Origin of the sequence: Shewanella basaltis, from assembly GCF_023283885.1 — a bacterium.
Classification (GTDB): domain Bacteria; phylum Pseudomonadota; class Gammaproteobacteria; order Enterobacterales; family Shewanellaceae; genus Shewanella; species Shewanella basaltis.
In genome coordinates, this window is sequence record NZ_JAKILA010000005.1 from 180,372 (window position 1) to 193,484 (window position 13,113).

Annotated in this window: 14 protein-coding genes; 10 read left to right on the top strand and 4 right to left on the bottom strand. The window is 43.0% G+C overall.

All coding sequences use genetic code 11. The annotated features are described in order from the left end of the window. Positions 1–39: 39 nt before the first annotated feature. Positions 40–636, bottom strand: a complete 597-nt coding sequence (locus L2703_RS06065) for a hypothetical protein (protein WP_248970227.1) — start codon at positions 634–636, stop codon at positions 40–42. 158 nt (positions 637–794) lie between these two features. Here L2703_RS06065 and L2703_RS06070 point away from each other — a divergent pair, with 158 nt between their 5' ends. Genes L2703_RS06070 through L2703_RS06085 form a run of 4 tightly spaced genes read left to right on the top strand, consistent with a single transcriptional unit; the run spans position 795 to position 4,243 of the window. Continuing rightward, positions 795–2,039 (top strand): lipoprotein-releasing ABC transporter permease subunit, encoded by a 1,245-nt coding sequence (locus L2703_RS06070; RefSeq protein ID WP_248970228.1) that lies wholly within the window; start codon positions 795–797, stop codon positions 2,037–2,039. After that, positions 2,039–2,755 carry a lipoprotein-releasing ABC transporter ATP-binding protein LolD gene (gene lolD / locus L2703_RS06075; protein ID WP_248970249.1) on the top strand — a complete coding sequence of 239 codons (717 nt, stop codon included), beginning with the start codon at positions 2,039–2,041 and terminating at the stop codon, positions 2,753–2,755. The genes L2703_RS06070 and lolD overlap by 1 nt, the downstream gene beginning before the upstream one ends. Then, a complete protein-coding gene (lolE, locus tag L2703_RS06080; protein ID WP_248970229.1) occupies positions 2,748–3,989 on the top strand; it encodes a lipoprotein-releasing ABC transporter permease subunit LolE in 1,242 nt (413 codons plus the stop codon). The genes lolD and lolE overlap by 8 nt, the downstream gene beginning before the upstream one ends. 17 nt (positions 3,990–4,006) lie before the next feature. Then, complete coding sequence (locus L2703_RS06085; protein ID WP_248970230.1) at positions 4,007–4,243, top strand: DUF3624 domain-containing protein; 237 nt, start codon at positions 4,007–4,009, stop codon at positions 4,241–4,243. A gap of 9 nt (positions 4,244–4,252) precedes the next feature. Here L2703_RS06085 and L2703_RS06090 read toward each other — a convergent pair whose 3' ends face one another. Together L2703_RS06090 and L2703_RS06095 are read right to left on the bottom strand one after the other, a co-directional pair. Beyond that, a complete protein-coding gene (locus L2703_RS06090) occupies positions 4,253–4,789 on the bottom strand; it encodes a siderophore-interacting protein (RefSeq protein ID WP_248970231.1) in 537 nt (178 codons plus the stop codon). A gap of 35 nt (positions 4,790–4,824) precedes the next feature. Continuing rightward, positions 4,825–5,094: a siderophore-interacting protein gene (locus L2703_RS06095; protein WP_248970232.1), complete on the bottom strand. Its 270-nt coding sequence runs from the start codon at positions 5,092–5,094 to the stop codon at positions 4,825–4,827. A gap of 137 nt (positions 5,095–5,231) precedes the next feature. On the opposite strand from L2703_RS06095, the gene L2703_RS06100 reads away from it, so the two are divergent. Next, the gene (locus L2703_RS06100; protein WP_248970233.1) at positions 5,232–5,663 is read left to right on the top strand and encodes a MarR family winged helix-turn-helix transcriptional regulator; all 432 of its coding nucleotides are present in this window, start codon (positions 5,232–5,234) and stop codon (positions 5,661–5,663) included. A gap of 67 nt (positions 5,664–5,730) precedes the next feature. Here the strand turns inward: L2703_RS06100 and L2703_RS06105 are convergent, their stop codons facing one another. After that, a complete protein-coding gene (locus tag L2703_RS06105) occupies positions 5,731–6,240 on the bottom strand; it encodes a DUF2062 domain-containing protein (protein ID WP_248970234.1) in 510 nt (169 codons plus the stop codon). A gap of 31 nt (positions 6,241–6,271) precedes the next feature. On the opposite strand from L2703_RS06105, the gene L2703_RS06110 reads away from it, so the two are divergent. The 5 genes from L2703_RS06110 to L2703_RS06130 all read left to right on the top strand — a co-directional run bounded on the left by L2703_RS06110 (position 6,272) and on the right by L2703_RS06130 (position 12,738). After that, a complete protein-coding gene (locus L2703_RS06110) occupies positions 6,272–8,719 on the top strand; it encodes a DNA internalization-related competence protein ComEC/Rec2 (RefSeq protein ID WP_248970235.1) in 2,448 nt (815 codons plus the stop codon). Positions 8,720–8,756: 37 nt separating this feature from the next. Continuing rightward, the gene (gene msbA / locus L2703_RS06115; protein WP_248970236.1) at positions 8,757–10,568 is read left to right on the top strand and encodes a lipid A export permease/ATP-binding protein MsbA; all 1,812 of its coding nucleotides are present in this window, start codon (positions 8,757–8,759) and stop codon (positions 10,566–10,568) included. 12 nt (positions 10,569–10,580) lie between these two features. After that, positions 10,581–11,588: a tetraacyldisaccharide 4'-kinase gene (gene lpxK, locus L2703_RS06120; RefSeq protein WP_248970237.1), complete on the top strand. Its 1,008-nt coding sequence runs from the start codon at positions 10,581–10,583 to the stop codon at positions 11,586–11,588. Beyond that, positions 11,578–11,754 carry a Trm112 family protein gene (locus tag L2703_RS06125; protein WP_248970238.1) on the top strand — a complete coding sequence of 59 codons (177 nt, stop codon included), beginning with the start codon at positions 11,578–11,580 and terminating at the stop codon, positions 11,752–11,754. Before lpxK ends, L2703_RS06125 begins: the two co-directional genes overlap by 11 nt. A 246-nt stretch (positions 11,755–12,000) precedes the next feature. Continuing rightward, positions 12,001–12,738 carry a BUD32 family EKC/KEOPS complex subunit gene (locus L2703_RS06130; RefSeq protein ID WP_248970239.1) on the top strand — a complete coding sequence of 246 codons (738 nt, stop codon included), beginning with the start codon at positions 12,001–12,003 and terminating at the stop codon, positions 12,736–12,738. The last annotated feature ends 375 nt before the right edge of the window (positions 12,739–13,113 follow it).

The following is a 13,113-nucleotide window of genomic DNA, read 5'->3' on the forward strand; positions in this document are numbered from 1 at the left end:
AGTTCCGTTGGCTGTCAATTTGTATTGAAACGCGTAATGTTAACGTCGTTGTTTTTCAATATTCTGTTTGCGCTGTTTCAGCATTTTTTGTTGCACGGCTAAACTTGCCTTGACGAGTTGTTCGACATCGTCTTCAAGAATTTGGCTAAATTCAAGTTCACATTGCCATGCCGGTGAGCTGTCGTTTTGTGGGTTAATTTGATGGCATTGAGTCACTTGGCATATACATAATAATGCGACCACCTCGGTGTGCAAATAGATGTGGGTTTTGTAGTAATCGCCTGGTGTCAGTTCAAATGAGCTGGTCACGTTAATACCACTGCCACCAAATTGCATGCCATTAACTTTTTTGCCTTCTTGTGTTTCATTTTCAAGCACGTGCTGTAACACTAGGTCGACCTTGCGTGATTGTAGCTTTAGAAAGTCAACAACCGCTTTGGCATCGTTATCTAAATTACGTAATTGTAACAGGCAGCTGGCTTCGAGACTTTTAACTTCAGTGAGCAATTTTAAGCCAATAGATTGCATGTCTTTGAGCTCGCTTTCGCTAGGTAGCCCTTGGCTTGCGTCCCAATAAGACAGGTAAGCATTAAAGCTGTGAGGCACACTAAAATAAGAATTGCTGTCAGGTATCAAGGTTTGCCTCTTTATTTATCACGCCAATAACCCTATTATCGTGCCCAACTTAATGATTTAGCAAGTCATACACAATGGCTTGTTGGTTTCATGTCCACAATTTTGCTTGTTTGTCAGACTAATACGCTGTAATGAGCGCATAGGATTAGTATTTTTTTATGAATTTCGGATTTTCGTTTTTTATCGGCTACCGTTACTGGCGAGCCCGAAAAGCCAATGCTTTTGCCTCTTTTATTACTTTTTTTGCGGTCTCAGGTATTTTTTTAGGGGTTGCGGCATTAATTGTGGTGAGTTCGGTGATGAATGGCCTTGAGGGGCAATTAAAAAACCGCATCTTAGGTGCAGTGCCGCAATTGACCTTAATCAATGAACAAGGCTTCAGTGATTGGCAAGCGTTAAGCCAAAGGGTGTTGAACACAAGCGGATTGGCGCACAGCGTTCGTGGCATTGTGCCAAGCACCACGACACAGGCGATGATCCAGTCACGTAAAAATATCAGTGCTGTACAAGTGTATGGTGTCTATCCTGAGCTTGAACAAGCACTCTCTAGTATTGCATCTCATACTTATTCCAATGCGTTTGAACAATTAACAGCAGGTGACTACCATATTGTGCTTGGCAGTGAGCTTGCGCGCAAACTGGATGTTAACACAGGGGATAAAATACGTTTGCTAAGTGGCGATGGTGTGGTTTATTCCCCTATGGGCCCAGTGCCAAGCCAACGTAAGTTTACCGTTGCGGGTGTATTTGAAATGGGGTCGCAAGTTGATGGCAGTGTGGCCTATGTGCATTACCATGATGCGCGTAAGTTAATGCGTAAAAATAGCCAAACGATTAATGAACTGAGAGTGTATTTGCACGATCCATTTTCAGCACCACAAATCGCGCCTGTTATGTTAACGGGTTTTGCGCAACAAGGTGTTGAGATAAAAACCTCTGATTGGCGCCAACAATATGGTCATTTATTTTCTGCCGTAAACATGGAAAAAAACATGATGTCCTTGATGCTGAGTTTAATTGTGGCGGTTGCTGCGTTTAATATGGTGTCGGCATTGGTGATGATGGTGATTGACAAAACATCTGATGTAGCGGTGCTGAAAACCCAAGGGGTGACTACGTCATCTGTGATGGCAATATTTATTGTGCAAGGCTTGTTGAACGCCTTGCTAGGATTAATGTTAGGGACAATAGTGGGCATAGGGTTAACCCTAAATTTAAACAGTATTTTATCTGGGCTTGGCATTTCGATTTTAGGTGCAGGGCAAACTTTACCTGTTGCGTTATCTCTGTCCCAATTGAGTTTTATTATTGTTGGCTCGTTATTGATTACCTTACTTGCCACTCTTTACCCTGCGCTGTCAGCTGCTAGGGTTCAACCCGCTACTGCTTTGAGATACGAATGATGAGTCAAACACAAATCCCTTTATTACAGGTTAAGCATGTCAGTAAACAATATCATGACGGTGAAATCACTACCCAGGTATTGTCTGGCGTTGATATAACTGTTTATAAAGGTGAGCAATTAGCCATTGTTGGAAGCTCTGGCTCGGGTAAAAGTACCTTGCTGCACATCATGGGCACGTTAGATACGCCAACATCTGGCTCTGTTGTACTTGATGGCGAAGATTTATATCAAATGTCGGTCGCTCGCCAAGCTCAGGTGCGTAATCAAGATTTGGGGTTTATTTACCAGTTTCATCATTTGTTACCTGAATTTACAGCCCTTGAAAATGTGGCTATGCCAGCATTTATCCAGGGTAAAGACAAAAAACAAACGCTGCTGGATGCAAAAACACTACTCGAGCGAGTTGGGCTTGGGCATCGTGTTAATCACATTCCTGCGCAACTGTCTGGTGGTGAGCGCCAGCGTGTGGCGATTGCAAGAGCCTTAATTAATAAACCTAAGTTAGTCTTAGCCGATGAGCCGACGGGTAATTTAGATGCCAGCAGCGCTGCTAACGTGTATACCATGATCCGCGAACTGGCTCATCAATTTGATACGGCGTTTGTTGTGGTGACCCATGACCATCAACTAGCAGCAAAAATGGATCGTCAATTAACCATGAAAGATGGTTTATTACAAACTGTTGTCAATCCAGCAGGACAAATCAATGAGTAAGTGGTTGCCATTAACAATAGGTTGGCGTTTTTTTAGAGCGAAACAATCAAACAGTTTCATTGGTTTTATTTCGTTTGCATCGACTGCGGGGATTGCTTTAGGTGTAGGTGTATTGATTGTACTGTTGTCAACCATGAACGGGTTTGAACGGGAATTGCAGCAACGCTTGTTGGGTATTGCATCTCACGGTGAGCTTGTGGGAGTGAATGACCCCATAGCCGATTGGCATGTTATTGCCAACAGTGCTCAAAATTTACCGCAAATTACTGGGGTCGCTCCCTTTATTCGCTTGCAAGGCCTGGTACAAAAACCGGGTGGGTTTCAAGGCATTGTCGTCAGCGGGATTGATATTAATTACGAAGCTGATGTGTCGAGTATTCAACAGTATATGCCAGCACCGGCATGGCAGTCTTTGCAAGGCAATCAAAATAACATTGTATTAGGGCGCAGCTTGTTTAATGCGTTGCAACTCAAGGTTGGTGATACCCTGGCCATGTTTACTCCTGATAGTAATAACAGCCAACTCACGTCAGCTAAAAGTCATCGTTTTGTGGTGTCTGGGGTTTATGATGTTGGTGGCGAGATAGAATCAACCCAAGCTTATGTGCCTATTGATTACCTTGCCGACATTTTAGGCCTAGGTAAGGGCGTTAGTGGCGTGCGTATTCAAGTGGCTGATGTGCTCAATGCTGCCGCCGTTACCCGAGATTTAGGCTTTGCTCAGGAGCAATACTTATACATTAATGATTGGACACGTTCACAAGGCCATGTGTATCAAGACATTCAGTTGGTGCGTTTGGTTATGTATCTTGTACTGGCGCTCGTGATTGCGGTGGCCTGTTTTAACATTGTTTCCACGTTGGTGATGGCGGTACGTGATAAAGCCTCTGAAATTGCCATTTTAATGACCATGGGCCTAGGTCGTGGCGCAATAATGACTATCTTTATTTTACAAGGCGCACTCAATGGGGTTATGGGCTGCACACTAGGCGGGATCCTTGGGGTCATTTTGGCGTATAACCTAAGCGCGATTGCTCAGGGGCTAGAACAGCTCTTTGGTTTTCAGTTACTGGCTTCAGATATTTATTTCATCGACTTTTTACCGTCTGAATTACACACCCAAGATGTGCTGGTTGTACTGATTATGGGATTAGTGATGAGTTTGCTCGCCACGATTTACCCAGCATGGAAAGCCACCAAAATAGCGCCGGCAACAGCATTAGCGGGTCGCTAATATGTACAGGTAACCTCATGGCATGCAATCAATGTAATGATTCCATCTTTAAACAAAAAATTGGCCGATGCCGGCGCTGTATGGCGCAATTAACGGTATTGAGTTTACTGGCTTGGCCAGTGTGGTGGTATTATTTTGCAGACCAGCCTAAAACAGTTGAGTCTATTGCATTGCTGTTTTTTGCGATAAGTTTTACTGGCCTGCTTTGCGTGCATTTATTGGTGTGGTGTTATCAAAAGCGTTATCAAAAATGACACCCGCGCTTACAAGGGTTCAAGCTGCTTTTGCTGACCAAAGGTGTCGGCGTCGGTTCCGCGTTTCCAATATCCTGTCGCACTAATTGCCCACAGCGGTAATTGTTGCTGTTCGAGAAAGTGCTGTTTAATCGTTCGTACTTGTGACGCCTCCAAACCAATAAACACTTGTGTGTCTGCTGGTAGGTTATCGAGCTGCTTTACTTTTGCTAATAACCATTCATCTTGCTGTAAATCAGTGATAGTGGGCGTTAATGCTAACCAGTCGACCTTAATAAAAGGATGCGATGCCAGTAAGGGCTTTTCTTGCTCACTGTGGGCTAGCATAATCACATGGCCTGTTGCCGTTGTAGGTATGCGCTTAATTAACGCATTAACGGCATTAATTGAGGTTGAGTCGCCCAACAGGACATAATGCTTGGCATCAAATTGGCTCATTTTTAATGGTCCAGGCCCAGCAATAGCCACCTTATCACCGACTTGAGCCGTGCTTGCCCAATCTGTTGCTGGTCCGCGATGTTTGTTTATGACAAAATCGAGGCTCAATAAGCCTTGCTCTCGACAACTGCTCCTGCGTTGTTCTACCTCCTGCGTCCATGCAGTCGTACGTCAAAATCGCGAACGGTATAAGAGCGCTTAAGTGCTGCATTAGGGCCACTGACTTGAGTATTTAGTTGTATGTCACCCGCTTGAGGGATGAGCACTTTTACATAAGCACCTTGTTGATTGACGGGGAAGTCAGCCAATGCATCACCGCTTAATACAATGCGGCGTAAGTATGGGCTGATATCGGTTATATTATAGATGTGAGTCTCTCTTACGATAGGTTTGTTGGTGCGAGGAGAATTCATATCGGCTACCTGTTAAATGGTGTTGCACATGCGGGTGGTTTAGATGATGATGTCTACTATAGTTAATGTGGTTGATTAAGTCAGCCAGTTGGTTGTCCAGTGGTGATTATCCGCTGAGATTGCACTAAGGAAGTTTTGTGTCTGATAATATAAAAGAGCCGCTTTTTAACTTATTACATAGTGTGAAACGCTCATTGCGCCAAGCTATCGAGGTCGGTGATTTAGGGATAACCCCGTTACATATGCGGGTACTTAAAATTATCTCTTTATACAATCAGAAGGTCACTGCCAATGACATCGTGCAGAAAACGCTTATAGACAAAGCACAATTAGCGAGATTAATTAAAGAGCTTATTGGCTTAGGCTATGTGAGCAAACTCGATAATCCACATGATAAGCGCAGTTATTACTTAGGTATTAGCGGTGAAGGTGAGCAGATAGTTAAACAATTGCGCCTTGCAGAAAACCGTGTAAACGAGACGATGAAAATGGGTTTAACAGATCAAGAAATTGCTGATTTTGTGCGCTTAGCCAAACACATGGCGCAAAATTTACATGATCAAGACTGACGATGTGTTCGGTTTTTAGCCAATACAAAAAGGCCACAATATTGATTGTGGCCTTTTGTTTTATGGGTTATTCGCCTTTACGTTTTTGCCATTTAAATAGGACAGAATAACGCCACATACTTTTTATCACAATGTAACCACTTAACGCAGAAATCATGCCTATGACTAAACTCCCCACGAGAAAAGCCGGGCCTATGGTTGACACTGAGGCCTCTATCCATGCCCAGGTGGCTTCAAAATGAAAGTCTTGGGGCTCATGGCCAAGTATTTTGGCGCCCAGTAAATACGCACCGTAAAACATAATCGGCATAGTGAGTGGGTTGGTGATCCAAACAAGGGCAACTGCGACAGGAATATTGACATTAAATAAAATAGCAAACCCTGCCGCTACCACCATCTGAAATGGCATTGGGATCCAAGCTACAAATAAGCCTACAGCAAATGCGCCAGGGGCCGACTTTCGATTGAGTGCCCATAGATTTGGTTTGTTTAATAACGTACCGAATATTCGTAAATATTTATGTTCACGAAGTGATTCTGGTTTTGGCATAAATTTTTTGATTAATTTTTTTGGCATATTCGTTAATTAATGTCTTAACTCATTCACTATGAATCAATTTATCTATGGCTTTTGTGCCTGTTCTTTATCGGCGATGTTATGGCCATCGCTTGTGCCCATTGGGTATTTGCCAATGGTGTGTTTGTTAGTGGTGTTGTGTCTTAAAAACGCATCCTTTTTAGCGGGTTGCCTTTTTGCAATCCTGTGGCTAAGTGCGTTTGTTCAATGTCTATTTTTGCACCAAAATACTGAAAAGCCGCAACAAATCCAATTCACGGCGCAGATAGTAACACTTGTCAGCCAAAACAGCGACTGGATAAGTTTTGATGCGAGGCTTATACCACAAATTCAAAAAAGACCCTTTTTTGAAGCGAAAGCCCTAGACAATGTGCAGCGATATTACCGATTAACTTGGCAAAAGCCAGCGAAAATTGAGCCCGGACAAATTTGGCAATTTACTGCAAGAATGAAAGGCATTAGCAGTATTCAAAACCAGGGAGGATTTAATCAACAAAAGCACTTTATTAGTCAGCATATTATTGCTAAAGGACGCGTTAAGCAGGCGACATTAGTGAGCAGCGAGCCTTCAATCAGACAAATTCTCATGGACAGAACTCGTCCTGTTTTACAAAGCCTGCCTCAAGCAGACATATTACAAGCGTTAATATTTGGAGACAAAACCAGTCTCACTGATGAGCGCTGGCAACAACTGCGACAAACGGGAGCTGGACACCTTGTTGCCATATCGGGTTTGCATTTGTCGGTGGTTTTCGGTCTGTTTTATGGCTTGTTAAGATTAGTGAGTCGTGGGCTTTCTTTGCAGCAACATGGGATGCGTGGACAGATTATCATGGTCGTGGCAGCCCTTATCACCCTAGGATATGGCTATTTGTCGGGGTTTGCCATTGCGACACAACGGGCATTATTAATGATGCTGTTGTTAGTTATGTTTAGCCTCGTTAAGCAATTTAGCCACAGTTGGGATAGATTGATTTACGCGTTATTTATTGTGTTACTCGTTGATCCTGTCGCAACCTTAGGTGCCGGTATTTGGTTATCTTTTTTAGCACTGGGCATTATTCTACTTGCCGTGACACCTCAGCCGTTATCGACTACATCTTCAGCACATCAACCTAATGATACGTCCGTTAATATTAAGCAACAATTAATGTCTAAATGGTCAGTATTATGGCAGGCGATTAAGGTGCTGTGGTCTATACAATGGCGATTGGCATTGGGGTTAGGTGGGCTGCAAGCTATTTTGTTTGGCATGGTGACACCACACAGCATTTGGCTGAATTTATTGTTTGTGCCCTGGTTTAGTGTTGTGGTGATCCCTCTCACTATGCTGTGTTTTTGTTTATGGCTGTTGAGTTCATTCATACTCGCTGTAATCGGTGCCGAACCAACCACGATAACAAATATTGGCTCTGCAATACTGACTTTGGCTGATACCAGTTTGTTGCCATTTGTTGAACTATTACGTTTGAGCGATAAATTACCCTGGTCGTTATTACCTATATCTGAACAAGTACTAGCAGCATTGCTGTTTTTGCTTGTAGCGCTTGTATTCATTTACACCCGCTTAGCAAGTGTTTTTGATAAACGCATGATGGTTTTTTGTTTGGGAATATTGTGTCTCCCCATTGGCTTGCATGGTCTACAAGCCTTACAACAAAGAGATGTGTCAACCGCTTTGCTTGGAACCCAATGGCAAATGCATGTATTAGATGTGGCTCAAGGCATGGCGATTGTCATGCAACAAGGCAAGCATGGGCTAATTTACGATACTGGCGCGGCATACGGCGAGTTTAGTTATGCCAAACGGGCGATACTGCCATTTTTAGCGGCAAGAGGTATCACTCATATCGATTATATTATTGTAAGCCATGATGATAACGACCATGTTGGTGGTCTCTCCGTGCTGGCTGATGCGTTTCCGTCGAGTCAGTTGATAGCTGATTTTAGTATTAACGCACACACCTCTGTACCTGTAAGCCAGGCCTGCCGTGGAGACATTAGATGGAAAAATGTTGATATTCACCTGTTGCCTAATCAGTTACAAAATGGCAATGATAATAACAATTCTTGTGTCATGAGCCTAACAGATGGCCATTCTCGTGTGCTTTTAACGGGGGATATTGAAGCACTAAGAGAGCAATCATTACTGCGATTTAATGCAAATTTAGACGCAGATATACTTTTGGTGCCACATCATGGCAGTAGAACCTCATCTACAGCCGATTTTATCAATGCCGTTACCCCTCAGTTAGCAATTTTTACCGCCGGCTTTGCCAATCAATACGGTTTTCCTAAAGCTGATGTAATTGAGCGCTATCAGCAGCATGATATTGCTATCTTAAAGACAGGGCATGTTGGCCAAATCAGCATCTCATTTTCAACAACCGGCTACAAAATAGCCACTTACCGCCAAGATATTGCGCCATTTTGGTATAACCATTTGTTTAAATTTGGTGAGTCACTTAAAGCAGAGTAGAATATGGCTCATGTTTGCTAGTTAAGTATTGGATTCAATGTCAGCATCAACTCCTAATGATAGAAATGAAATGTGGGTCGTCTTTAAACGTTTAATGACCTATGTCGCACCAATGAAAACCATGTTTATTATGGCGGTGCTTGCGTTACTGACTTACGGTGCGGTAGACGCGGCCTTTATTGCCTTTATTAAGCCATTTATCGACGAGGGTTTCAGCCAAGCGCCAACAGCCGTAGCGGGTGTCGATGTGCCCACTCATGGTGGTTTTAATGCCGACAATGACATTATGTTTATGGCACCTATTGTGGTGATTTTAATGTTTACCTTGCGTGGGGTCGCTAACTTTGTCTCTACCTATTGCGTATCGTTTATCAGTGCGCAACTTATCATGGATATGCGTCAGCAAGTGTTTGAACATTATTTACGATTACCCGTGAGCTACATTGACCGTGAAAATAGCGGCAATTTGATCTCTCGTGTGACTTTTGACACTGAGCAAATTGCCAGGGCGTCAGGCAGTGCGCTCATTTCTATTGTGCGTGATAGCATGACCGCTGCAGGTATGTTGGTGATTATGTTTTATTACTCTTGGAAACTGTCACTGTGTATTTTAGTCATAGGGCCAATTATCGGTATCGTGATAAGCGTTGTGAGTCGTCGCTTTCGTAAAGTATCAAAACAAATCCAGTCAGCTATGGGTGGCGTTACGGCTACCACCGAGCAAATGATTAAAGGCCATAAAAATGTGTTGGTGTTTGGTGGACAAAAAACAGAGGTAGAGCGCTTTTTTCACGTTAACGATCGTAACCGTTATCAAAATATGAAACTGGCTGTTGCGCAAGCGGTCAGCCAACCACTTATTATGGTGATTGGCTCTTTTGCATTGGCGTTTGTATTGTATGCCGCGACATGGGACAGCATGAAAGCTGATTTAACCGCAGGTACCTTTGCGGCTATTTTAGGGGCAATGCTTGCCATGTTGCAGCCAATTAAAAACTTAACTCGTGTCAATGCGGAATTTCAGCGCGGAATTGCAGCATGTACTACGGTATTTGAGTTATTAGACACGGCTCCAGAGCCCGATAATGGTCCATTTTCGATTGACAGAGTAAAAGGTAAGTTACGTTTTGATAACGTGACATTTGCTTATCCGGATCAAGAAAAACCCGCTTTAAATGGCATTGATTTTGAAGTATTACCGGGCAAAACGGTGGCGTTAGTTGGACGTTCTGGATCAGGTAAGTCAACGATTGCCAGCTTGATCACCCGTTTTTATGGTGGTTTAACTCAAGGTGATATCACCTTAGATGACACCAGTATTTATGATTATCAGCTTAAATCATTACGTAATCAGGTGGCGTTAGTGTCACAACAAGTCACCTTATTTAACGACACCATTGCCAATAACATTGCTTATGCTTATCCAGGTGAGGTGAGCCGTGAGCAAATTGTGCGCGCAGCAGAACTGGCTTATGCAATGGAGTTTATTAACACTTTGCCAGAGGGGTTAGACACACAAGTAGGCGAAAATGGCGTGTTGCTTTCTGGTGGACAACGACAACGGATTGCGATTGCCAGAGCCATGCTGCGTGATGCACCTGTATTGATTTTAGACGAGGCAACATCGGCATTAGATACCGAGTCTGAGAAAGCCATTCAAAAAGGCTTAGATAATTTACGTCATAACCGCACCTCGATTGTGATTGCTCATCGACTGTCGACCATTGAAAGTGCCGATGAAATATTAGTGATTGACCAAGGTCAAATCGTTGAGCGCGGTAATCACAGTGAGCTGATTGCAAAGGCGGGGATATACGCTAATTTGTACAAGATGCAATTTAGTCAGTAAAGGGCTGGTGGAATGCAACAATTAATCCATCGTATTTGGTACCACCATCATTGGGCTAAATGGTTGCTATTGCCGTTATCTTGGCTATTTGGTTTAGTCGCCATGTTAAGACGCAATTTGTTTAGGCTTGGCGTTAAATCGGCCCATACCGTGCCAGTTCCTGTCATTGTTGTGGGTAATATTACTGCTGGGGGCAGCGGTAAAACGCCTACAGTGATTTACTTAATTGAGCTGTTACGTCAACAAGGCTACACTCCAGGGGTCATTAGCCGCGGTTATGGTGTCGACATACAAGATTGCCAAGTTGTCTATACCGGTGCTAAAGCCACTGACGTGGGTGATGAGCCGGCAATGATAGTGGCTAGAACCCAGGTGCCTATGGTTGTGGGGCCTAAACGGGTCGCGGCAGCACATAAGCTGTTGGCGCAATTTGATGTGGATGTGATCATCAGTGATGATGGTTTGCAACATTACCCATTAGCCCGAGATATCGAAATTGCGTTAGTCGATGGCGAACGTCGATATGGTAATCGATGTCTTATCCCCGCTGGCCCGTTACGAGAAGGCTTGTGGCGTTTAAACAGTGTGGATTTTGTGATTAATAATGGTGGCCCAGTCCATCATGGTGAGGTGTTAATGAGTTTAACTCCCGCGCCCTTGATGCCCGTGACCAATTCACTCGTTGAGCCTTTGACTGAGGGGCAACCGCTTGTTGCCATGGCTGCCATTGGTAATCCACAACGTTTTTTTAATACACTAACCCAATTAGGTTATCAATTAGCTCGCACGGTTGAGTTTAACGACCATCATGTTTTTTCTGCATCTGAGCTACATGCTTTATCACATGATAATCCACTGGTAATGACTGAAAAAGATGCGGTTAAATGTCGCGATTTTGCTCAAAGTCACTGGTGGTATTTACCGGTAAATGCGAAGCTTACCCCAGAATTTGATCACGCATTCTTGAGCCAATTAAAGCAAGTGGCTCAAACTAAAAAAGGACTGTCTCATGGCATTTGATAAAAAATTACTCGAAATAGTAGCTTGCCCAGTATGCAAGGGGAAGTTGGAGTACGATAAAACCGCGCAACAACTGATTTGCAAATTTGATAAGTTAGCTTACCCCATTACTGACGGTATTCCTGTGTTGTTAGAAAATCGTGCTGTACCTTGGTCTGCTGAATAAAAAAACGGCTAAACGGCTTTAATATAAAACGTCCTTAGGGGCGTTTTTTTATGTCTGTGTTTTAAGTCGTTATCAGCTGTTGTATTGATGTTTTTACTCTGTTAATAATCTATCAAAATCGTGCAAATAAATGGCTAAAAATTATATATAATAACAATAAAAACCAATGGTTTAATTGAGTTTTGTTGTAGGCAGTAAGATAATTTACTTGCAGGTTTTTTCAGGTCATTTTGAGTAAGTAATCTTATGGCAAATCATCATGCTTTTCAGCAAGTCGTTGCTGATCTTATTCGTGAACATCACGGTAAGCGCGTTGTGTCGTTTGAGTTTGAAGGTAAGCGATATTGGTTAAAGCAAGTTGAAAAACTCATAGGCCCCATGCGCTTGCTTAAACAAAATGCATCAGAGGCACTAAACAAAGAAATTAATGTGCTTACTCAACTTGCCAAGCAAGGGGCGCCTGTTCCTGCAATAGCCGATGTTGGTGAGGGGTACATGGTTATTGAAGATGCAGGTAAAACCATTAAGGATTTACTGGTAAACCCTCAAGACATGAATTTGCACTTTATACTTAATGATGCCGCTGTGGCGTTAGCGCAATTACATTCAATGCAACTGGCCCACGGTCGTCCAGCCCTGCGGGATATTAGCTGGCAAGATGGCAAGGTTAAGTTTTTTGATTTTGAAGCGCATCAGCAAGGTAAATCAATACTGTCTCAGCAAGTGAGAGATTTACTGGTGTTTATTCACAGTTTGTATCGTTATATCGGGCCAAGTAACGAGCTAATTAACCATGCCGTTTGGGCTTATCGTACTGCCGGTGGTGAGCTTATTTGGCAAAAGGCGAAACAATTTTTAGCTTCTTGGCAGTGGTTATACTACTTTGCAAAGCCTTTTCGATATGTAGGCGGGCGAGATTTAAAGCCTGTGTATTGGGTACTGTGGCATTTTAGGCAACGGGATAATCTAGCCTATAGAACCTAATCGTATTCTAATGAGTTGTATAAGTCTAAAATATAAGCCCGCAAAATGAGCAGGCTTTTATTTTCCATTACTGACGATTGCAACGGGATGTTGATCTTTTAAGGTTGTTATTCATTCAACTTTGGCCTGGGCTTGCCGTATACGGTCGCAATCACCATGAGCAATAACCATGAGCAATAACCATAAAATCCCAATTCCCCCTAAAAACCGTCTATTTAACCTGATCTCGGGATAAGGGATGAACTTATACTATTTAAAATCAAAATGTTACCCATTCTCACTTTCAAGCTTGTCATTTGTTCTGCTAACAAGGCGAATTGACGCGTCAATAGCTAGCCTATTGTAAGTCGATTCAACGCAGTGAGCAGGGCAAAG